The sequence below is a fragment of the Brenneria sp. g21c3 genome (assembly GCF_040240345.1).
In the GTDB taxonomy this organism is placed as follows: domain Bacteria; phylum Pseudomonadota; class Gammaproteobacteria; order Enterobacterales; family Enterobacteriaceae; genus Brenneria.
In genome coordinates, this window is record NZ_JBEIAB010000002.1 from 12,555 (window position 1) to 34,742 (window position 22,188).

Consider the following 22,188-nt stretch of genomic DNA (forward strand, 5'->3'; position numbering starts at 1 on the left):
TTTCCTTGTGGCATTAGCCGCGTTGACTCAGGGTGTCTTTTTCGTAACGACGTACGCTTTCCAGCCATTGGGCATCGACCGGCGTATCATGTTGATTGCAATACATTTCCCATACCGCCTGCCATGGCAGCGATTTTTGTTCTTCCAGCAGCGCCAGGCGGGCGGTGTAATCGCCTTCCTGTTCCAGTCGGCGCAATTTCGCCGTCGGCTCCAGCAGGGCGCGCAGCAGGGCTTTCTTCATATTCCGGGTGCCGATAACCCAGGCGGCGATACGATTGATGGAGGCGTCGAAGAAGTCGAGGCCGATGTGTACGCGGTCGAACAGATCGTGACGAATAATTTCGCTGGCGATGGCCTGGGTTTCGTCGTCCAGCAGCACGACGTGGTCGCTGTCCCAGCGAACCGGACGGCTGACGTGCAGCAACAGGCGCGGTACGTACAAGATGGCGCTGGAGATTTTGTCGGAGATGACTTCCGTCGGGTGGAAGTGGCCGGCATCCAGACACAACGCGGTCTGACGGCTGGCGGCGTATCCAAAGTAAAACTCATTGGAGCCGACGGTGTAGCTTTCCGCGCCGATGCCGAACAGCTTGCTCTCGACCGCATCGATGTGATGCGCCGGGTTGAGTTTCTCGGCGATAATCTCATCCAGCGCGGCCAGCAGGCGCTGACGCGGGGCAAGGCGATCCACGGTAATATCTTTCATGCCGTCCGGGATCCAGATATTCATCACCGACGGCGTGCCGAGCTGTTCGCCGAAATAGGCGGAAACTTTGCGACTGGCCTGGCAGTGCTCAATCCAGAATCGGCGGATTTCATCGTTGCCGTGCGCAAGCGTAAAGCCGTCCGCGCTCAGCGGGTGGGAAAAACAGGTCGGGTTAAAATCCAGTCCCATGTTGTTGCCCCTGGCCCATTCCACCCAGTTTTTAAAGTGTTCGGGTTTGATTTCATTGCGTGCGACCGGCTTGTCGGCCTCCAGATAGATCGCATGCAGGTTCAGACGCTTCGGTCCGGGGATCAGGCTTAGCGCCCGGTCGAGGTCGGCCCGCAGTTCGGTCGCGTTGCGCGCTTTGCCGGGGTAGTTGCCGGTGGCCTGGATACCGCCGCTCAGGTCGCCTTCCGGGTTTTCGAATCCGGCGACGTCATCGCCCTGCCAGCAGTGCATCGATACGGGCAGACGATCGAGCTGGCGCATCGCTTCCTCAGCGTCGACGCCGACGGCGGCAAAACGGACCTTCGCCAGTTCCCAGGCCTGATTGATATGAGTGATCATGCACAACGCTCCTTACGTGTTTGACGGTTTTGCTGAAATTGCGCGACGACGCGGGCAATTTCGCTATCTGAATGAGGGGAAAAGTGGTGGAGTTCGCTATTTCTCGTTATCAGGGCGCGGAATGCGTCGACATCGGCGACGTCCCCCAGCGCCATTAGCTGACAGCCGATATTTCCCAGCGTGGAGGCCTCAATCGGCCCGGTAATCACCGGAATGCCGCAGGCATCGGCGCACAGCTGGTTGAGAAAATGGTTCTGGCTGCCGCCGCCGACGATATGCAGGGCGCTGAATGGCTTGCCGCGCAGCCCGGCCAGTTCTTCCAGCACGTCGGCATACGACAGCGCCAGACTATCGAAAATGCAGCGCGCCAGTTCGCCGTCGCTTTCCGGGATTGGCTGGCGGCTTTCGCGGCATGCCGTCTGGATCTCCCGACACATGTTGTCCGGATTGATAAAACGAACGTCATTGGGATTGATCAGCGAACGGCCGGCGGGGATCCGCTGCGCGCGCAGGATCAACGTCGCCGGATCGGATACCGCCAGCTCTTTGCCGATCCGTTGCAGCAGCCACAGACCCATAATATTTTTCAGCACCCGATAGCGGTGCTCCGCGCCGCCTTCATTCGTGATGTTGGCGGCCAGCGCCCTATCGCTGGTGTACGGCGTCGGGCTTTCAAAGCCCATCAGCGACCAGGTGCCGGACGAGAGGTAGGCGGCGGCGTGGTCGGTCAACGGCGCGGCGACAACCGCGCTGGCCGTGTCGTGCGAGGCGACGGAAATCACCGGGATCTTATCGCCCGCGCGGTTTACCCAGTGGCCGATGATGGTGCCGGGCGGGGTGGGAACGCCGAACCATTCCTGCGGGACGCCCGCCCAGTCGAGCAGGCGTTCGTCCCAACTATCGGTGTTGATATTCACCATCTGGGTGGTGGTGGCGTTGGTGTATTCCCAATTCAGCGCGCCCGTCAGGCGGAAGGCGAAATAATCCGGGATGAGCAGCGCATGAGCGACCTTTTCCCGCAGTGCCGGCTGTTGCTCGGTTAAGGCGCGAAACTGATAAAGCGTATTGAACGGCAGAAACTGAATCCCGCTGCGGCGATAAATTTCAGCGCGGCCGATCTCCTGCTGCGCGCGGGCCATTACGCCATCGGTCCGGCTGTCCCGGTAGGCGACGGGCTGGCCGATACGCCTGCCGGCCCGATCGATCAGCACATAGTCGACGCCCCAGGTGTCGATGCCGATGCTGTCAATGGCGGGGCAGATGTCGCAGGCTTTCTGTAATCCGCGGCGAATTTCACTTTCCAGCGCATCTATCTGCCAGGCGACATGGCCGTCGCTTGACGTCAGACTGTTCGCGAAGCGATGGATTTCGCGCAATGCCAGATCTTTACTGTCGCCGTCGTAACTGGCGAGCATGACGCGGCCGCTGGAGGCGCCAAGGTCAACGGCAACGCTATGGCGTAAGGTCACGTTGGGGCGGAAAGTCATAATGGGTTTCCTGAGATGAATCATTGCCCATCAGTCTAAAAATATCCTTCCGCGCCTGCCTTCATGCTACTGACATTTCCCGCGAGCGGTTGGCAAAGGGACAAAGGTGAACCGGCGATAGCTCACAAAATAGGGCTTCACGCCGCGTATCTCCGCCTGTGACGGCGACCGCATTTCCGAATAATTCCTGGCCGTTCTTGAAAATCGAACCGAATTTGCGTGTTTTGACGTCGAAAATTTAAGGTATGGATGAGAATCGTTATCTACTATCTCTTCATACGTTACGGTGGTTTTGGGGGTGATAATGACCGTTTTACGCAGCGTCGACTTTTTCCCGTCAGGCAACGCATCGGTGGCGATTGAGCCGCGTTTGCCGCAGCCTGAATTTCCGGAGCATCATCATGACTTTTACGAAATCGTGATTGTCGAACACGGCACGGGAACGCATGTCTTTAATGGTCAGCCCTATACGCTGAGCGGCGGTTCAATCTGCTTTGTGCGCGATTATGATCGGCACCTGTTTGAGCATACGGAAAATCTGTGCCTGACCAATGTGTTGTATCGGGCGCCGGACGCCTTCAATTTCCTGGCCGGACTGGATAAATTGCTGCCGCAGGAGCAGGATGGCATCTATCCGTCGCACTGGCGGGTTAACCAAAGCACATTGCAGCAGATTAAACGGTTTATCGATCGGCTGGAGGCGCTGGGGAACGATGCCGGCACGCATGCCATCGCCGAACGCGAAATTCTGTTTATGCAATTGCTGGTTCTGCTGAGTAAAAGCAGTTTTGGCGACGCCGCGCATGACGACAATGGGCGACTGAATCACCTTATCGCCTGGTTGGACGATCACTTTAGCGAGACGGTATGCTGGGAACAGCTCGCCGGTCAGTTCAGTCTCTCATTGCGGACGCTGCATCGACAGTTGAAGCAGCAAACCGGCCTGACGCCGCAGCGTTACCTCAATCGACTGAGGCTGATGAAAGCTCGCCATTTGTTGCGTCACAGCGATACGAACGTCACCGACATTGCGTACCAGTGCGGTTTCGGCGACAGTAATCACTTCTCCACTTTATTCAAGCGTGAGTTTTCCCACTCGCCGCAGGCGATGCGCCTGAGCATGACGGCCGGCCGCCGGCACTGATAATGAGAAAGGAATCACCGTTTTTTCCGGCAAAAAAGCGAATACTGTCTGATTAATGCTGTTCGACAGCCTGTTGTGAGTCATCGCCGTGTCCGCTGAACTGATGATCCTGAAAAAAGATGATTTCTTCGCGTCCGCTTCCCAACCGGTGGCGGTGGCGGATCGCTATCCGCAAAACGTCTTTGCGGAGCATACGCATGAGTTTTGCGAATTGGTGCTGGTATGGCGCGGCAATGGTCTGCACGTGTTGAATGACCGGCCTTATCGGATAACCTGCGGCGATCTGTTCTACATCCGCGCGGAAGATCGTCACCGTTACGAATCGGTCAACAACCTGACGTTGCACAACATCATTTACTGCCCTGAGCGATTGCAGTTGAACGTTGACTGGCAGGAGTTGCTGCAACGTAAACGGCCGGCGGGCAGCGATCCGCGCTGGCGGCTGAGTAGTCACGGTATGGCGCAGGCGCGTCAGATAATCGGCCAGATAGCGCATGAAAGCGCGAAACATGACAAATTATCCCGCTGCTTTTTGGAAAGTCTGTTTCTGAATCTCGCCATTACGCTGTGTCGTCATCGCTATCAACCGATCAATGCCGAGCGTCCGGAAGGCGGGGAAAAGCTCGATCTGTTGATCGCGGCATTGGGCAACAGTCTCAATAGTTCATTCAATTTTCAAGCGTTCTGCCATCAGCATCAGGCGGCGGAGCGCCCGTTGCGCCAGCTATTCCGTCAGCAAACCGGTATGACCGTCGGTCAGTATCTGCGGCAGTTGCGTCTCTGTCAGGCTAAATATTTGCTCAGCCACCATGACATGTTAATCAGCGAGATAGCGGTGCGCTGCGGCTTCGAGGACAGTAACTATTTTTCGGTGGTGTTCACCAAGGATACGGGGATGACGCCGCGCTTATGGCGCCAACGGTTCGGCGACAAGGAGAAGGCGATTGCTCGTAGCGTATAGAGAGAGGTCGCGGCCGATATCAGGCGCATCGGCCTGATATCGGACTAGCGGGGCGTTATTCAAACAAGCTGCGGTGCAGCGTTTGCACGACGCGCTCCGCATCATCGCCGGGAACCAGGAAGCACAGGTTGTTGCTGCTGGCGCCGTAGCAAATCAAGCGGATATTAAACGGGTCCAGAACGCCGAACACCTCTTTACCGACGCCGCAGGCCTGAGAAAGTTTGTTGCCGATTAACGCCACCAGCGACAGATTCTCTTCGACTTCCACCCGGCACAGCGAGGAGAGCTCGGTCAACAACGCGCTGGACAGCAGGCCGTCGCCGGTTGAGGTAGAGCCGGTGGTATCCAGCGTCAGCGCCACATTCACTTCGGAAGTGGTGATCAAATCCACCGAGATGTTATGACGAGCCAGAATGCTGAACACTTCGGCCAGGAAGCCGCGCGCATGCAGCATATTGAGGCTGTGCAGCGTGAGCAGCGTCTGTTTACGGCGCAGCGCCAGCGCGCGGAATAACGGCGGATTTTCCGTTTTGTTGCACACCAGCGTTCCGCCCGCGGCGGGATCTTTGCTGGAGCCGACGAATACCGGAATATCGCTGCGCACGGCCGGCAACAATGTCGCCGGGTGCAGCACTTTCGCGCCGAAGGTCGCCATCTCGGCGGCTTCTTCAAACATAATCTGGTCGATGCGTTTGGCCGCCGGCACCACGCGCGGGTCGGTGGTATAGATGCCGGGAACATCGGTCCAGATATCAATGCGGCCGGCATTCAAGGCTTCGCCCAATAGGGCGGCGGTGTAATCGCTGCCGCCGCGGCCCAGGGTGGTGGTGCGGCCTTTGGCTTCACTGCCGATAAAGCCCTGCGTAATGATTAAACTTTTATCCAGGCGGGGCTGTAACTGGCTGCGCGTCAGTTCGCCCAATGCTTCGCAATCGGGTTCCGCGCGGCCGAAATGGTCGTTGGTGCGCATGATTTTACGTACGTCGAACCATTCGGCGACCACATCGCGCTGGCGCAGGACTTCAACAAACAGCAGGGTCGACATCAGTTCGCCGTGACTGACCAATTCATCCGTCAATGCGTTAGAGGTCGCCAGCGCCGCGGCTTCGGACAGCGTCGTAACGTTTTCCAGCATCCGGTCGATTTCATCGCGGATCACCGCGGGCTCCGCCAGGCGATCGATGATGGCGTATTGGATTCTGCGAATCTGGTCCAGCAGGTGGAGACGTTGTTCCTGACTCTGACCTTCCGCCAGGGCAACCAGTAAATTGGTCACGCCGGCAGAGGCGGAGAGCACCACAACCCGCACATTGGGGTTGGACAGCACGACATCGGCGCTGTGGTTCATCGCATCGAAATCCGCTACGCTGGTGCCGCCAAATTTGGCGATAATGGGGTTCGTTTGTTCGGACATTTAAAAAACCTCGTGCAGGGGCTATTGGTCTCAATTTTTCACAACAGCAATTATTTATCAGCCTTGGCACAAGGGAAGAGCGGTAAGCAGGGAGCAGGCGTAGAAAGCAAAACTACGATACACCCAGAAGCGCTCCACCTTGCTGAACGCCCTTCAGGGCGAACCGGGTGACAACCCAGGGGATTCAGCCCCTGCGGTCGATGAAGTGAATACCGCGTCTCATCTCATCTCGGCATCGCTCCCCCTCGGATATCATTAACGGACGGCGGATCCTCCGATATCGTACCTGGGCGACGCTCCTCTTCTGGCTTGCGCACTGAAAGCGCAAGTACGTCGTTACAAATAGCGGGTTCTCCCGCCGCTGTCAATAAACAAACGCCGCGCAGGTGCATTTATCAAGAAAAGGGATCTCAATTGGCGATTTACGGGATACAATCGAATGAGCGATTTTTGATTTCATTCTCGGAGAGAAGATCATTGTTATGAAAAATATTAACCCAAGCCAAACCGCCGCGTGGCAAGCATTGCAACAACATTTTGATGTCATGAAAGATGTGCGGATCAAAGATTTATTTGCGCAGGACAGCCAGCGTTTTGAGCGTTTTTCCGCCACCTTCGGCGATCAGATGCTGGTGGATTACTCCAAAAACCGCATTACGGCGGAAACCCTGGACAAATTGCAGGCCCTCGCGCGGGAAACCGATCTGGCCGGCGCCATCAAATCCATGTTTTCCGGCGAGAAAATCAACCGTACCGAAGACCGTGCGGTGTTGCACGTCGCGCTGCGTAACCGCAGCAACACGCCGATCCTGGTCGATGGCAAGGATGTCATGCCGGAGGTGAATGCCGTTCTGGAAAAAATGAAGAAATTCAGCGAGCGCGTCATCGGCGGCGAGTGGAAAGGCTATACCGGCAAGGCGATTACCGATGTGGTGAATATCGGCATCGGTGGTTCCGACCTGGGGCCGTATATGGTCACTGAAGCGTTGAAACCGTATAAAAATCATCTGAATATGCACTTTGTCTCCAACGTTGACGGTACGCATATCGCCGAAACGCTGAAGCCGCTTAATCCTGAAACGACGCTGTTCCTGGTTGCCTCCAAAACCTTCACCACGCAGGAAACCATGACCAACGCGCACAGCGCGCGCGACTGGTTCCTGAAAACCGCGCAAGACGAAAAACATGTGGCAAAACACTTTGCCGCGCTGTCTACCAATGCCAAAGCCGTCGGCGATTTTGGCATTGATACCGACAATATGTTTGAGTTCTGGGACTGGGTCGGCGGACGTTATTCCCTGTGGTCGGCGATTGGCCTGTCCATCATCCTTTCGCTGGGTTTTGAGAATTTTGAGCAGTTGCTCAGCGGCGCTCATGCCATGGATAAACACTTCGCCTCTACGCCGGCGGAGCAAAACCTGCCGGTGCTGTTGGCGTTGATCGGTATCTGGTACAACAATTTCTTCGGCGCGGAAACGGAAGCCATTCTGCCGTATGACCAATATATGCATCGTTTCGCCGCCTATTTCCAGCAGGGGAATATGGAGTCCAACGGTAAATACGTCGATCGCAACGGCAACCCCGTCGATTATCAAACCGGTCCGATTATCTGGGGTGAACCGGGAACCAACGGTCAGCATGCGTTTTATCAATTGATTCACCAGGGTACCAAGCTGGTTCCTTGCGATTTCATCGCGCCGGCGATCAGCCACAACCCATTAAGCGATCACCATAGCAAGCTGCTGTCCAACTTCTTTGCCCAGACTGAAGCGCTGGCGTTTGGTAAGAGCCGTGACGTGGTGGAAGCCGAGTTCGCCGCGGCGGGTAAAAAGCCGCAAGAGGTCGAACACGTCGCGCCGTTCAAAGTCTTTGAAGGCAACCGCCCGACCAACTCCATTCTGCTGCGTGAAATTACGCCATACAGCCTGGGCGCCCTGATCGCGCTATACGAACACAAAATCTTCACCCAGGGCGCGATCCTGAACATCTTCACTTTTGACCAGTGGGGAGTGGAATTGGGTAAACAACTGGCGAATCGCATTTTACCGGAGCTGCAAGACGCGAAAGAGGTCAGCGGCCACGATAGCTCGACCAACGGTCTGATTAACCGCTTCAAACAGTGGCGCGCTTAAGTCAGCCGTAATGAAAAAAGGCGGGATTCCCGCCTTTTTTACTGACGCCGCTTAGAGATTGATTGGGATTTCGACGCCTACACCGGCGCCGACATCGTCGCTGGTGCTGTTATCGCTATCGGTGTACCACACGCGGGTATCAAATTTCACTTTTGACTGGAAGTCATAGCCCCAGCCAAGTTCTATGCCTTTCAGCGTATCGGAACGCGGGAAAGCCTGATTGATATTTTGATCGTTCGGATTCACCCTGGCATAGGTTATCCGGGTGCTCCAGCGTTGTCCGTCATCCAGCGCCAGTTCCACTTTCCCGGACAGCATGCGGCCGTCGCCGCCCATAGCATGCCCCAGCGGATAGCCTTGCTGGTAGTAACCCCCTTTATAGATATGGTGGGCATAGACATAATTTAAGCGGGAGTCGTCGGCGCGGGTGGTGGCGCCTTCAATGTACCAGTTGATGGTGGATGTACCCCATTCCGGATGACCTTCCAGACCGAGCAGATAGGTGTTTTGCGAGGGCAGCATGCCGGCCTCGTCTTCACCGACCAACTGACCGTACAGGCTGACGGGCAGACCCGTTAACGGTTGTAACTTCAGTTTGAAATCAAAGCCGGCTAATTGGTTGCCTGGCTCATTTTGCGTCCCGGTATTGTCTTTCCCCGCCACGCCATCCCAGAACGATCCCCATGACTGAGGTCGACCTTCGCCGCCCCACATCATGATGCGCGAGGCGCCCAGTTCAATAAAGTTGGTCGGCATCAGCGTCAGGCGTCCGCCGATAAGTTTGGCTTCAGGCACCGTATAATACTGTTCGAGCTGGCCGGCGGAGAGCTGATACTGCCAGCGGCCGATCCACGAAAGCCAGGGCGTTTCGAACGGGGACTGGTCGGCGCGCTGTAACATAAAACCGGTTACCGGCCGAGCGGCGTCAGAACGGATCAAACTGCCGTCATAGCCCGGCCCCCACCATTGGGAGATTTTGCCGAATGAGAGCCATTGATTGAAAATTTTAATCGCGCCGTAAGAGCCATCCATATTCCAGCGGGATTGATCTTCAATCCGCTGGTTGCCTTCAACCGTCCCTTTAAGATTAACATCCCAGAACTCATCGCTGGCGCCGGCGCCGATAGAAAGCGCATGGTCGCTGGCGTGGGTGCCGCCAAAGCCCTGCGGTAATCCCGGTTTATCGCTGGAGGCATAGCCGGTAATACGGACATTGGATTTCAGATTGTTGATGCGTTGCTCAACTCTGCTGATGACGTTCCTTTCCGTCGCGGTAACGGGTTTCGCCTGCGAAAGAACCGCGTCGATTTCTTCCTGACTCAACGGCCAGGTGGAAAGGCTGACGTTAATCACGCCGCGGTCTGAAAGCCATGCGAGATCGTTGCGTAGGGTATCGTCCGTTGTAATGAGTCCTGCGGCCTGGCTGGTCGCAACGCATAGAAACATGCCGCTGGCCGCTAATAATATTTTTTTTGTGTACATGTTGTCGATTTCCTTAAAGGGAAAGACCTCGGCTTGTTATTTCTCGTTTTATCAAAGCGTTAAACGAACAATGAGTACCCGCTGTTAATTCGATAGATTGATCGAGGGGGAGATGTACAAGGAAGAGCGAAAATAAGGCTGCGCTTTTTATCCGGTTATTAATACGCGTATTGTCTGGTTTTTCGCCTTTTCAGACAAAACCTAAAGACGCTTACCGGCTGGTGCCAGGACTCGTCAATATTTTTTCATTTACTATCAATTCATTGAGCGATGAATCATCTTCATTGGCTTTTACGGTATAGAATGTTAAATGTGGTCGTGGCATGAATAGCAACGGGAATGGCATCGCAGGATGATGAATCCCGGCATAGTTTATTTTTTTAATATCATGGAGGGGAAAATGCGGATCCGCGTATTACTCGGTCTTTCTGCTGCCGTGTTGTTGGCAGGATGCAGTACCACCAATCAACTCAGTCCCGCAGGGCAAGCCGTTACGTTTACGGAGACTCAACCGTCCAGCGAATGTCAGTTACTCGGCCAGGTTAGCGGCACCCAGAGTAACTGGTTCTCCGGCAATCATAATGAGGCCACTTCAATGCGCGGCGCGGCGAATGATTTGCGCAATAAGGCGGCGGCAATGGGGGGAAATACCCTTTATGGCGTGAGCAGCCCGAGTGAGACAGTCTGGTCAAGTTTTGTTCCACTGGACAGCAAGATGGTCGGCAGCGTTTATAAATGCCCGCAGCCCTGAATCAGCACGAACTGCCCGGCGATCGATTCCCGGGCAGCGCTGTTCGTTTCCGCTTTACAGATGCTGTTTCAGGTTCAGGTCCAATGGCGTTTTACTGGCTTCCCCGCCAATTTCCCGCGCCAGTCGGGGAACCAGATAGCCAGACACCTTGGTCAGCAGGGCTTTGACCAGCGTACGCGCTTGCTCATCATCAATGAGAAAGTGAGCCGCCCCCTGAACTTTATCCAAGACATGGAGATAATAGGGAAGAATACCGGCGTCAAACAGGGCGCGACTTAAGTCCGCCAGCGTATCCGCGTTGTCATTAACGCCGCGTAGCAGTACGCTTTGGTTCAGTAATGTGACGCCCGCCTGGCGTAAACGAACCATACTTTGTGTTAAATCAGGATCGATTTCCTGCGCATGGTTAATATGCGTGACCAGCAATACCTGAAGCGATGTTTGCGCCAGGCGCTGGCATAACGCTTCGGTGATGCGTGCCGGAATGACCACCGGTAAACGGCTGTGGATACGCAGTCGCTTCAAGTGGGGAATCGCTTCCAGCTCGGTTATCAACCAGTCAAGCTCCTGGTCTTTCGCCATCAACGGATCGCCGCCGGAAAAAATGATTTCATCCAGCTCATGATGTTGACGGATATAGTCCAAAGCCTGGCGCCAGTTTGCTTTATTGCCCTGATTTTCCTGATACGGAAAATGCCTGCGGAAACAATAACGGCAGTTAACCGCGCAGGCGCCTTTGACCAGCAACAGCGCTCGGTTATGGTATTTGTGAAGCAATCCCGGCACCACGCTATGCTGTTCATCCAACGGGTCATGCGTGAAGCCCGGCGCGGCGACGAATTCTTCGCGTGCGGTTAGAACCTGCAATAGCAGCGGATCGCGCGGATTTCCCTTTTGCATCCGTGCGGCAAACGCCCGCGGGACGCGCAGTGGGAAAAGCCTGCGGGCATCATTTCCTTGCCGCAGTTCAGCATGGTGGTTTAGCGCCAGAAGTTGCAGTAATTCATCAGGATCGGTAATTACGTCCGCAAGTTGCTGCAACCAATCTTCTCTGGAAGGTATATTTAGGGTTACAATGTGTGCCATTTTTTGGCTTAGTACCAGTATTAAATTATAGAGGGCCTTTATGGCGACTTATTTTAGCAACGATTTCCGTTCCGGTCTTAAAATCATGTTCGAAGGTGAGCCTTACGCTGTCGAATCAAGTGAGTTCGTCAAACCGGGTAAAGGCCAGGCTTTCGCTCGCGTGAAAATGCGTCGTTTACTGACCGGCAAGCTGATTGAAAAAACCTTCAAATCCACCGACTCCGCCGAAGGCGCCGATGTCATGGATATGAACCTGACTTACCTGTACAACGACGGCGAATTCTGGCATTTCATGAATAACGAAACGTTCGAACAGCTGGCGGCGGACGAGAAAGCGGTTGGCGATAACGCCAAATGGCTGCTCGATCAGGCTGAGTGCATCGTAACGTTGTGGAACGGTCAGCCTATCGCGGTAACGCCGCCGAACTTTGTGGAACTGGAAATCGTCGATACCGATCCGGGTCTGAAAGGCGATACCGCCGGTACGGGCGGTAAACCTGCGACCCTGACCACCGGCGCGGTTGTTAAAGTGCCGTTGTTTGTGCAGATTGGCGAAGTGATTAAAGTAGACACCCGTTCCGGCGAATATGTCTCTCGCGTTAAGTAATTAAGTTTTTTGAAAAAGCCGCCGCCGCTCTGGCGGTTTTTTTTCGCCTTGCCGCGCCTGATATCGCCATTAATCCGAAAAGTTCCACGGAACGGCCCATATTGACTACGCTTAAAGAGACATTTTCCTACCACTAAAATAATTATTCTCATTAAGAAGGAATTACTCATGTTAAAGAAAAGCCTTGTTGCCATTTTCTCTGTATTGATTTTGTCTGCCGTCGTTGGTTGCAACACGACGCGCGGTGTCGGACAGGATGTTGAGGCCGGTGGCGAAGCGATACAGCGTAGCGCGCAGTAAGTAATAAATGTTTTCATATTGAGGGAAATGCTGCAATAGCGTTTTCCTCTGAACGACGACATAATGCGGCGATGAATCGAAGGGAGAAAAACGATGTCGCCGTTAGTCATCACTGTAAGTATGCTGACACTCAGTAACGTGTTTATGACGTTTGCCTGGTATGGTCATTTACGCTATTTCAGCGGTCGCACCTGGCTGCTTGCCGCGCTGGTCAGTTGGGGAATTGCTTTATTTGAGTATTTATTACAGGTTCCCGCTAACCGGATCGGTTATCAGGTTGCGTCGGCGGGACAGCTTAAAATATTGCAGGAAGTTATCAGCCTTACTGTATTCATTCCTTTTTCAATGATTATTTTAAAAGAGCCTTTCCGAACGGATTATATCTGGGCGGGGTTATGCTTATTAGGCGCGGTATTCTTTATGTTTCGCGATAAAATTATGGGGTGATGATCAGCGTATTCTTTGCTGCCGGCGGTGCCTGGGCTAAATCCTGTTTCGTCATCGCCATTCGCTGCTTGTTATCGCTTTTTGCAGACCGTTATTATTCATAGCTGACATAATTAGCTGCGTATTACTCATACCGCTGTGTTTCTCACTCGCCGTATTAATTGTTTTTTGCGCGCTTCGCGCCGCTTACCTATTCACGTTAAAAAAACGGCCTGCATCGGCAGGCCGTTAATGACGGGCAATCGACTTACAAAGTGACGACGCCAATAATGGTGACGACGCTCAGAATAGCCGCCAGACCATAGAAAACCCATTTCCCGGCAGGAATGTGAATTTTCAGATCGTGCATGGAGTGGTGAATACGGTGTAAACCACACCAGATGGGCAGGGTAATCATCAGCAACAGGAATACGCGGCCGATAAAACTCTGACTGAACGCGATGATGCGTTCATAGCTCAGCGCATCCGGAAACAGACCGAGGGGCAGCAGAATACCGACCAGCAGAATGATTACCGGAGAGAAAATTGCGCTCCACATACCACCTGCGCCGAATAATCCCCAGAAAGGCGGTTCATCGGAACGTTTTGGCATTTGATTAATCACGTTTTCCTCCTGATCAGAATAGTAAGGCGATAGCCAAAACGGCCAGCGTTACTATAATGGTGACCGCCCACAGCCCTTTAACAATCGGCTCCGGCCCTATTTTCTCGTCTTGTACCACGATGTTGGCGGCTTTAGGCGCTAGGTCAAACCAGGTTTTGGTTTGCAGCACCGCGGCCAGCAAGGCGATGATGTTGATGAGCAGCACCAGCGGGTTTTGCAGGAAACCAACAAAATGCGCCCAGCTTTCCGGACCATTCTTCAGCGAGAAGACGCCGCACATCAGGACGATGCTGAACCATACGGCGGGTACCGCCGTGCCTTCGCGCAGCATATAAAAGCGGTAGAAACCCAGCTTTTTCCACCAGGATGGCGACATGTCGCGGACATACGCTTTACGTTTGGATGTCATTGTTGTCCCTCCCTTATTGTGGTTTCAGCATAGCGATCATGAAGTCTTTCGCACTTTCAACCTTGCCTTGCTGAATAGCGGCGGCAGGGTCGACGTGCTTCGGACAAACCTCTGAGCAGTAACCCACGAACGTACAGCTCCAGACCCCGTTATCGCCGTTGATCTGCGGCATACGCTCTTTCTTACCGTGATCGCGGTTATCCAGATTGTAACGGTGCGCCAGGGTGATGGCGGCGGGACCGATGAACTCAGGGTTCAGGCCAAACTGCGGGCAAGCGGCATAGCAAAGACCGCAGTTGATACAACCGGAGAACTGGTGGTATTTCGCCATCTGAGCCGGCGTTTGCTTGTTCGTGCCGTCCGCAGGTTTACGATCGTTGCCGATGATGTAGGGCTTGATGGCTTCCAGACTTTCAATGAAGTGGGTCATATCGACCACCAAATCACGTTCGATCGGGAAGTTGCCCAACGCTTCAACCTTCATGCCTTTTGTGTAATCACGCAGGAACGTTTTGCAGGCCAGCTTGGGAACATTGTTCACCATCATGCCGCATGATCCGCAGATTGCCATACGGCAGGACCAGCGGTAGGAGAGATCGGCAGCCAGGTTATCTTTGATATAACCCAACGCATCCAGTAAAGACGTTTGTTTGTTGTAAGGAACTTCATACGTCTCAAAATGCGGCGCGCTGTCCTGTTCAGGGTTATAGCGCATGACTTCCATTTTCAGGATTTGCATCTCATCAGCCATTCGCCTGCTCCTTCTTGCTTTTATCCTGAGCATCCCCTTCCGCGCCATAAACACGTTTGGCCGGGGGCAGTTTAGTGATTTTCACTTCGCTGTAATCCAGGCGTGGCGCGCCTTCAGGGCTATAAAAAGCCAGCGTATGCTTCAGGTAGTTTACATCATCACGCTCGGTGCAGCCTTCATCCAGACGCTGGTGGGCGCCGCGGGACTCTTTACGATTGATGGCCGAGTGCGCCATACATTCCGCCACATCCAGGCTGTGACCCAGCTCAATGGTGTAGAGCAGGTCGGTGTTGAATACGCTGGAGTGGTCGGTAATCTTCACCCGTTTGAAGCGTTCTTTCAGCTCGGATAATTTATCAACGGTTTTCTGCATCAGATCCGTGGTGCGATAAATACCGCAGCCTTCTTCCATCGTGATGCCCATCTCGTCGCGGATTTTCGACCAGTTTTCGTTGCCTTCCTGTTTCATCAGGTCATGCAGACTCTGTTCGATATCACGGGTTTGCGCATCCAGCGCGCCGCCGTTAGCCGGCGCCGCTTCCTGAGAACGCTGAACCGCCTGTTCGCCCGCGATGCGGCCGAATACCACCAGCTCGGCCAGCGAGTTGGATCCCAGACGGTTCGCGCCATGCAGACCGACGGACGAGCATTCGCCGACGGCAAACAGACCTTTGATTCGGGTTTCGCAGGTTTGATTGGTTTCGATGCCGCCCATGGTGTAGTGCGCGGTAGGACGAATAGGGATCGGCTCTTTAACCGGATCGACGTCGACGTAGGCTTTTGCCAGTTCACAGATGAACGGCAGGCGTTCTTTAAGCTTTTTCTCGCCGAGATGGCGCAGGTCAAGGTAAACCACGTCGCCCAGCGGGGTGGAGATGGTGCGGCCGGCGCGCCATTCATGCCAGAAAGCCTGAGAAACCTTGTCGCGAGGCCCCAGCTCCATGTATTTGTTTTTCGGTTCGCCCAACGGCGTTTCCGGCCCCATGCCGTAATCCTGGAGGTAACGGTAGCCGTCTTTGTTGACCATGATGCCGCCTTCGCCGCGGCAGCCTTCGGTCATCAAAATACCGGAACCCGGCAGGCCGGTCGGGTGATACTGTACGAATTCCATATCGCGCAGCGGCACGCCGTGGCGGAACGCTATGCCCATGCCGTCGCCGGTCACGATGCCGCCGTTGGTGTTATACCGATACACGCGGCCGGCGCCGCCCGTAGCCATAATGACTGAATTCGCCCGGATTTGAACCAATGAGCCTTCCATCATATTGATGGCGACGACGCCGCGGGCATGGCCGTCATCAACCAGAACATCCAGGACAAAATGCTCATCAAAACGTTGGATTTGTGGGTATTTGAGGGAGGTTTGGAACAAGGTGTGCAGCATATGGAAGCCGGTTTTATCCGCGGCAAACCAGGTCCGTTCTATTTTCATCCCGCCGAATCGGCGAACGTTGACAGAACCATCAGGTTTACGGCTCCATGGGCAGCCCCATTGTTCCAACTGAATCATTTCTTCAGGACAGTGATGGACGAAGGTATCGACAACATCTTGTTCACACAGCCAGTCGCCACCGGATACGGTGTCGTTGAAATGATAATCAAAGCTATCGTGGTCCTGAGTGACCGCTGCTGATCCGCCTTCTGCCGCCACGGTATGGCTACGCATTGGGTAGACTTTTGAGATCAGCGCAATTTTCAGTTGGGGATTTGCTTCGGCGGCGGCAATTGCCGCGCGTAAGCCAGCGCCCCCGGCCCCGATAATGGCCACATCGGCATTAAAGGTTTGCACTGCATTCCTCCAGTTACTTAAGTTAATTAAGTTAAAATAAGAAAATAACTTCTATTCATCTCAGTCTTTATATATCTGCTTAATTATTAGCGCATTAAGCCACATAAAAAATGTCTTAAGGACATATTAAGAATAGATAAACCTCTATTTTTTGTGTGGAAATGATTATAGCGAATTAGATTCAAATGAAATTTGATGTGATCCAGCATTTTGTGTTTTTTTCAGGGTGTACTGGAATTACTTATAAAAACGTGATCGAAAGGCTTATTTGCCAGGAAATAATGCTTTTATTTCTTTAATAACTCTTTTACCCAAGATATAAAAAAATCTTTCACTGAATATAAATGTATGGCGGGCTGAGGAATCCCCACAAAAATACTTTTTTTGTATTTTATATTTAACATGCTGATATTAAATACAAAATCAGTGTTTAAGCTGTTCACCCCATGGCGTAAGAAATTACGCTGAGGTGGACGACCCCGCGAATGAGCCGCAAGGATGCGGCTCAAGCCAGTGCCGCGTCGGACAAAAACGCCTGGAGCGTTTTTGAACAGCACTTGTGCTGGCCCGTAGGGCGAGCCCCATGGATGGGGCGAGTATTCCGCGTCACTGGTGGTTCGAGAAAGGGGACGGCCGCCGAAGGAACCGCGTTAGCGGCGTGATTTCAGCCACAAGCCCGGGTTCGGAGGGTGGTGGCGTTTGAACCACCCTGCGTCGGGCGCGTGCTACGACGTAGCAGAAAAATGGCGGCTTTATCGCGCACGAAATATTCTCCGGCGTTACATATTTCAATTTCTGGGGATCCCTTAGCCCTTCGGGCCGCCGCAGACGGCGTTTAAAATCGCTCCCGGCGATTTATTATGGCGGGCTATCCTTGCCCGCCACCCTTCGGGCCGCCGCAGACGGCGTTTAAAATCGCTCCCGGCGATTTATTATGGCGGGCTATCCTTGCCCGCCACCCTTCGGGCCGCCGCAAGCGGCGTTTAAAATCGCTCCCGGCGATTTATTATGGCGGGCTATCCTTGCCCGCCACCCTGCGGGCCGCCGCAGACGGCGTTTAAAATCGCTCCCGGCGATTTTTTCCTCTGGAAATTTTTGTTTGTCCGCGTTGATGCGGGTAGACTGCTCCACCTGTTTGACTTTGGAGTAATAACCATGAGCGAAACGACAAGTTGGCAACCCAGCGCCTCTGTCGCTACTTTGTTAAAGCGCGCGTCGATAGTTTCCGCTATCCGGCGTTTTTTCACCGATCGTGGGATACTGGAGGTTGAAACGCCGGCGATGAGCCGGGCTACGGTAACGGATGTCTACATGTGTCCGTTTCAGACCCGCTTCGTCGGGCCGGGCGCCGGGGATGGCATGACGCTGTATTTGATGACCAGCCCGGAATATCACATGAAACGTTTGCTTGCCGATGGCAGCGGCCCGATCTTTCAACTGTGCCGCAGTTTCCGCAATGAAGAATCCGGCCGCTACCATAACCCGGAATTCACCATGCTGGAGTGGTATCGCCCGCACTATGATATGTATCGCCTGATGAATGAAGTCGATGACTTGTTGCAGCAGGTGCTGGAGAGTGAAAGCGCGGAGCTGCTCTCGTATCAGCAGGCTTTCTTGCGCCATCTGGATCTCGACCCGCTTTGCGCCGACAAAGCTCAACTGCGTGAAGCGGCGGAAAAACTGGGATTGGGCGATATCGCCTGTCGTGAAGAAGACAGAGACGCCCTGGTGCAGATGCTGTTCACCTTTGGCGTTGAGCCGAATATCGGCGGCGAAAAGCCGACGTTTGTTTATCATTTTCCGGCGACGCAGGCTTCGCTGGCCGAAATCAGTACCGAGGATAACCGGGTCGCCGAACGTTTTGAGGTCTATTTTAAAGGCATCGAACTGGCGAATGGTTTCCGTGAATTAACCGACAGTGATGAGCAGCGTCAGCGTTTTGAGCAGGACAACCGCAAACGCGCTTCTCTGGGTCTGACGCAGCAACCGATTGATGAAAATTTGCTGGCCGCATTAAAGCACGGTCTGCCTGAATGTTCGGGGGTGGCGCTGGGCGTCGATCGCCTGATTATGCTGGCATTGGGGGCTGAGAAGCTGAGCGACGTCATCGCTTTCTCCGTCGACCGCTCCTGACGGGCTGGCGTCACGGCATGCAGGTCGGGTGCGACGCTCTCGCACCCGACCGTTCTTTTTTTACATCTGCGCTTACTTAAAGGCCGCCGGTGGTTCGGCTGTCGCCTGAAGACAACGTCCTTCCTTTACGCGATAAATTATCCATCCGCACCTGGAATGGCGGGAACGGCATGACCAGATTGTGTTTGCGATAATTTTCCAGAATCAGTTGGTGAAGTTCGTGACGCAATGGCATGCGATGCCCCATTTCGGCCGCGAAAATACGCAGTTCGAACAGCTGGATACCTTGCTGTAAATCGACCAGAAACGCTTCCGGCGCAGGATTATCCAGAATCAGCGAACAGCGGCTGACCGCATCCATGAGCAAATCCGTGACTTCTTTACTGTCGGCGTCCGCGGGCGCCGGTATGGTCAACACTACGCGCGTCACCGAGTCGGACAAGGACCAGTTGATAAACTGCTCGGTGATAAAGGCTTTGTTCGGCACGATGATCTCTTTGCGGTCCCAGTCCGATATGGTGGTCGCACGGGTATTAATGCGCATAATGCTGCCGGTAAGATCGCGGATGGTCACTGTATCGCCGATACGTATTGGTTTTTCGAACAGGATAATCAGCCCGGAAATAAAGTTGGCGAAAATTTCCTGTAAGCCGAAGCCCAAGCCGACACCCAGCGCGGCGACCAGCCATTGCAGTTTGGACCACTCAATTCCGATGAGCGAGAAGCCCATCATGCAGCCAATCAGCATCAAAATATATTTACTGATGGTGGTGATGGCATAGCCGCTGCCGGGGGAGAGATCCAGATGCTGCAACAGCACCAGTTCAAGCAGCGCGGGCAGGTTGCGCACAAGTTGCGCGGTAATGACGAAGATAAGCACCGCAATCAGAACGGAGCCCAGCGTAATGGACTGAATGCTTTCAACGCCCTGTACCGTACTGGTCACGTCCCACAGGCTGATATTTTCCATAAAAGCAAACGCGGAATGAATCTCAGACCACAGCACGATCACTGAAACCAGGGCGATGAGCGTCAGAATGGAACGCACCAACTGCAATGATTTGGCGCTGATGGCGTCCAGATCCACCACCGGCTCTTCAACCGCTTCCGAGCCGCTCTCATGCGAGGAGGCGGACGGCGAGTCGTCTTCGCCGCGGGCGCGCTGCGCCAGAATTTCCGAACGCCGATGCTTGGCGCGATCGAAAGCGATACGCCTGCGCTGGATCAGCATCCAGCGACGAATAATGTAATAAACGATCAGCAGGAAGAACCAGATCGAAACCGAGGTTTCCAGCCGCACCAGCAACGCCTGTGCGGTGGTCAGATAGCCGATGCAGGACGCCAGCGCGGCGACCAGCGGCACGCAGATCAGCAGGTTCCACATCGCCCGATTAACCTGATTTTCCCCCGAACCTTCTTTATCCAGATAAAGGGGAATACCCGCCCGTTTCAGGCCGGTGGTGACCAGACTCAGCGCCATGCAAAGCAGGATAAAGCACAAGCGCCCCAGCGTGCTGGAAAATTCGCGATCGTTAAGTTTATCAAAGGTAATCAACGCCATGATTAACGGCACGATAAACGCGATCGACAAGCGGTAATAGCGCATGGCCCGGGCAACCCGATCGGGCGACCAGCGGAAGTGGGCGATAAACAAGCCCTGCGGATGCGAGAATGACGCGCTGATCATCACCACCCACATTAACGGCACGGTGGCGGTAACGCTGTCGCCGATCGCCACGGCTATCGGATAGGGCCAGGCGTTTTGCAACCCATAACCCCAGGCGGCCCAGAGCACCGGCAGCGGCAATGCCGCCAGAATTGACCAAAAGACGGTACGCAGCGTCAGGGAAAATTGGTCGAGCGTGACCTTACCCACCCGGCTGCTGGCCCGTTCCAGGAACGCATGGTAATGACGGCGGGAACTGATGCTGAATCCGACCAGCAGCAGCGCGCCCAACAGGGGGATCACGGTTTCACGGCTGGTGACCATCATCACCATGGCGCTGCCGAGCTGGGTCAGGGTATCCAGCGACAGCAGGCGAGTGAGGTCTTGCACCAGCTTCAGCGGGTAGGAAAAGGTGATGGGATCGACATCGGCGACCCAGAAAAGGTAACGGTGCGCCGCCTCCCGGGTTTCGTTCAGGGCGTCGACCAACTGGCTGTTGGCCACCTTGAGTTTGGTCAGTTCCAGAATTTGCGTATCGCAGCCGGAAATCAACGAGGTCAGCAGATTGCGCTGGGTGCGCAACTGATCGGTCAGGATACGCTGTTGCGAGCTGGTCAGCGGCGAGCCGTCATCCTGTTTGGTCTTATCCATCTCGTGGGGCTTATTAATCAAATCCTCAAAATGCAGACGTTGTACGCGCAGTTGCGCCATGTCGCTGTCCAGCATCTGTGGCTTGGGCATTTCCGGCAGTCGGGCGATCTGGGCGCGCAACGTTTCTCCCAATACCGGCGACACGCCGAGCCACTGGGACTGCTCGCGAATGGTGCTCAGCGCCTGACGAACCTGAAGGGTTTGCGTCGTGGCCTGACGTTGCTGAGACGCGATAAGGTCCATGCGCTGCGCCTGTTGGTTCAGGGCAACGGACAGTTCGCGGTTGATTTTCAATTGTTCGCTGATGACGGAAGGCAAGTCGCCGCTTTGTTCAACCAGCAGTTCGGTTTTTTCAAGCGCCTGTTCGGCCTCTTTTTGTCGCAGGTTATTAATTCTGCCGCGCAGGTTCTGTAGATGAATATCCAGATTATCGTGGCGTTTTTTATACAGCTCGACGCGTAAACGGGATAACTCCTGACGGCTGCTGGCGGATAACTGCGCCAGTTCCAACTCATCAACCCGGCTTTTGCGCAACGCGGCTTCCGCCTGCAAGGCGGAGAGCTGGGCCTGCGTCAGCGACGACGACGGCGAACCCAATAGCTGGATGCGTCGCTCTATATCGCTGAGCGACCGGCTGGCTTCGGTTTGTTGTTGCGGCAGTTGCCCCAGGGAATCGCTGATTTCCCGCAGGCGATCCTGCTCTTGCTGGAGTTGACGGGCCTGCTCCAGAAGTTGGCTGCTGGCCTGTAAAGTTTGCTGCTCAAGATCGTTAACCGACAGGCTTTCCGGGATCGCCGACGGCTTGTCGTCTTCCGCCGTTATCTGACGCCGCAGATCCTGTATGAGCTTGGGAAAATCATCAATGACGCGCTGATACTGCTCCGCGCGCTCACGCGATTCGTTACGTTCCTGCAACGCATTCAGGGCGAGCCGCAACTCTTCGACAATCGAAGCCTGGTCGGCGGCGCCTTTATTCGCTTCTGCGAGCTGTAATTGTTGGCGTAACTGCCCTTCACTGGGCAATGACGCCGCCAACGAGGCGGTTGATAACAAACATCCCAGCAGAAAAATCGCAATCAGACGCACGCTTAGCCTACCTTT

General features: G+C 54.4%; 18 protein-coding genes and 1 riboswitch. Of the genes, 8 read left to right on the plus strand and 10 right to left on the minus strand.

What is annotated here, in order from left to right:
- Nucleotides 1–13: 13 nt before the first annotated feature.
- Nucleotides 14–1,273: an L-rhamnose isomerase gene (gene rhaA, locus ABRZ28_RS02820; RefSeq protein ID WP_319605965.1), complete on the minus strand. Its 1,260-nt coding sequence runs from the start codon at nt 1,271–1,273 to the stop codon at nt 14–16.
- On the minus strand, nt 1,270–2,742 hold the full coding sequence (gene rhaB / locus ABRZ28_RS02825; protein ID WP_330519647.1) for a rhamnulokinase: 1,473 nt from the start codon (nt 2,740–2,742) through the stop codon (nt 1,270–1,272). The genes rhaA and rhaB overlap by 4 nt, the downstream gene beginning before the upstream one ends.
- A 322-nt stretch (nt 2,743–3,064) precedes the next feature.
- Here rhaB and rhaS point away from each other — a divergent pair, with 322 nt between their 5' ends.
- Together rhaS and rhaR are read left to right on the plus strand one after the other, a co-directional pair.
- Nucleotides 3,065–3,904, plus strand: coding sequence for an HTH-type transcriptional activator RhaS (rhaS, locus tag ABRZ28_RS02830; protein WP_319605964.1), 840 nt, complete (start codon nt 3,065–3,067; stop codon nt 3,902–3,904).
- Nucleotides 3,905–4,007: 103 nt separating this feature from the next.
- Nucleotides 4,008–4,865, plus strand: a complete 858-nt coding sequence (gene rhaR / locus ABRZ28_RS02835) for an HTH-type transcriptional activator RhaR (protein ID WP_330519648.1) — start codon at nt 4,008–4,010, stop codon at nt 4,863–4,865.
- A gap of 55 nt (nt 4,866–4,920) precedes the next feature.
- On the opposite strand, the gene lysC is transcribed toward rhaR, so the two are convergent.
- Nucleotides 4,921–6,279 carry a lysine-sensitive aspartokinase 3 gene (gene lysC / locus ABRZ28_RS02840; RefSeq protein WP_330519446.1) on the minus strand — a complete coding sequence of 453 codons (1,359 nt, stop codon included), beginning with the start codon at nt 6,277–6,279 and terminating at the stop codon, nt 4,921–4,923.
- Nucleotides 6,280–6,398: 119 nt separating this feature from the next.
- A riboswitch (Lysine riboswitch) is annotated at nt 6,399–6,591 on the minus strand.
- A gap of 170 nt (nt 6,592–6,761) precedes the next feature.
- On the opposite strand from lysC, the gene pgi reads away from it, so the two are divergent.
- Entirely contained in the window at nt 6,762–8,411 is a 1,650-nt protein-coding gene (pgi, locus tag ABRZ28_RS02845) for a glucose-6-phosphate isomerase (protein WP_330519447.1), read from the plus strand.
- A gap of 51 nt (nt 8,412–8,462) precedes the next feature.
- Here the strand turns inward: pgi and ABRZ28_RS02850 are convergent, their stop codons facing one another.
- Nucleotides 8,463–9,893 carry a capsule assembly Wzi family protein gene (locus tag ABRZ28_RS02850; protein ID WP_330519448.1) on the minus strand — a complete coding sequence of 477 codons (1,431 nt, stop codon included), beginning with the start codon at nt 9,891–9,893 and terminating at the stop codon, nt 8,463–8,465.
- A 400-nt stretch (nt 9,894–10,293) separates the two neighbouring features.
- Between ABRZ28_RS02850 and ABRZ28_RS02855 the strand changes: the two genes are divergently transcribed.
- Nucleotides 10,294–10,644 (plus strand): DUF4156 domain-containing protein, encoded by a 351-nt coding sequence (locus ABRZ28_RS02855; RefSeq protein WP_319605960.1) that lies wholly within the window; start codon nt 10,294–10,296, stop codon nt 10,642–10,644.
- A gap of 54 nt (nt 10,645–10,698) precedes the next feature.
- On the opposite strand, the gene epmB is transcribed toward ABRZ28_RS02855, so the two are convergent.
- Nucleotides 10,699–11,730 carry an EF-P beta-lysylation protein EpmB gene (gene epmB, locus ABRZ28_RS02860; RefSeq protein ID WP_319605959.1) on the minus strand — a complete coding sequence of 344 codons (1,032 nt, stop codon included), beginning with the start codon at nt 11,728–11,730 and terminating at the stop codon, nt 10,699–10,701.
- A gap of 40 nt (nt 11,731–11,770) precedes the next feature.
- Between epmB and efp the strand changes: the two genes are divergently transcribed.
- The 3 genes from efp (at nt 11,771) to ABRZ28_RS02875 (ending at nt 13,084) form a co-directional block, all read left to right on the plus strand.
- The gene (gene efp / locus ABRZ28_RS02865; protein WP_136168237.1) at nt 11,771–12,337 is read left to right on the plus strand and encodes an elongation factor P; all 567 of its coding nucleotides are present in this window, start codon (nt 11,771–11,773) and stop codon (nt 12,335–12,337) included.
- Nucleotides 12,338–12,505: 168 nt separating this feature from the next.
- Nucleotides 12,506–12,637: an entericidin A/B family lipoprotein gene (locus ABRZ28_RS02870; RefSeq protein WP_009111250.1), complete on the plus strand. Its 132-nt coding sequence runs from the start codon at nt 12,506–12,508 to the stop codon at nt 12,635–12,637.
- A gap of 93 nt (nt 12,638–12,730) precedes the next feature.
- Nucleotides 12,731–13,084 (plus strand): DMT family protein, encoded by a 354-nt coding sequence (locus ABRZ28_RS02875; RefSeq protein ID WP_330519449.1) that lies wholly within the window; start codon nt 12,731–12,733, stop codon nt 13,082–13,084.
- 247 nt (nt 13,085–13,331) lie between these two features.
- Here ABRZ28_RS02875 and frdD read toward each other — a convergent pair whose 3' ends face one another.
- From frdD to frdA, 4 genes are read right to left on the minus strand one after another with little or no spacing between them, the layout of a single operon-like run.
- Complete coding sequence (gene frdD / locus ABRZ28_RS02880; protein WP_319605957.1) at nt 13,332–13,688, minus strand: fumarate reductase subunit FrdD; 357 nt, start codon at nt 13,686–13,688, stop codon at nt 13,332–13,334.
- Between the two features lie 13 nt (nt 13,689–13,701).
- Nucleotides 13,702–14,097: a fumarate reductase subunit FrdC gene (gene frdC / locus ABRZ28_RS02885; protein WP_330519450.1), complete on the minus strand. Its 396-nt coding sequence runs from the start codon at nt 14,095–14,097 to the stop codon at nt 13,702–13,704.
- Between the two features lie 13 nt (nt 14,098–14,110).
- Entirely contained in the window at nt 14,111–14,848 is a 738-nt protein-coding gene (locus ABRZ28_RS02890; RefSeq protein ID WP_319605955.1) for a succinate dehydrogenase/fumarate reductase iron-sulfur subunit, read from the minus strand.
- Nucleotides 14,841–16,637, minus strand: coding sequence for a fumarate reductase (quinol) flavoprotein subunit (gene frdA, locus ABRZ28_RS02895; protein ID WP_319605954.1), 1,797 nt, complete (start codon nt 16,635–16,637; stop codon nt 14,841–14,843). The genes ABRZ28_RS02890 and frdA overlap by 8 nt, the downstream gene beginning before the upstream one ends.
- 1,155 nt (nt 16,638–17,792) lie before the next feature.
- Between frdA and epmA the strand changes: the two genes are divergently transcribed.
- Nucleotides 17,793–18,770, plus strand: a complete 978-nt coding sequence (epmA, locus tag ABRZ28_RS02900) for an elongation factor P--(R)-beta-lysine ligase (RefSeq protein WP_330519451.1) — start codon at nt 17,793–17,795, stop codon at nt 18,768–18,770.
- A 76-nt stretch (nt 18,771–18,846) separates the two neighbouring features.
- Here the strand turns inward: epmA and mscM are convergent, their stop codons facing one another.
- A complete protein-coding gene (gene mscM / locus ABRZ28_RS02905; RefSeq protein ID WP_330519452.1) occupies nt 18,847–22,173 on the minus strand; it encodes a miniconductance mechanosensitive channel MscM in 3,327 nt (1,108 codons plus the stop codon).
- Nucleotides 22,174–22,188: the final 15 nt, after the last annotated feature.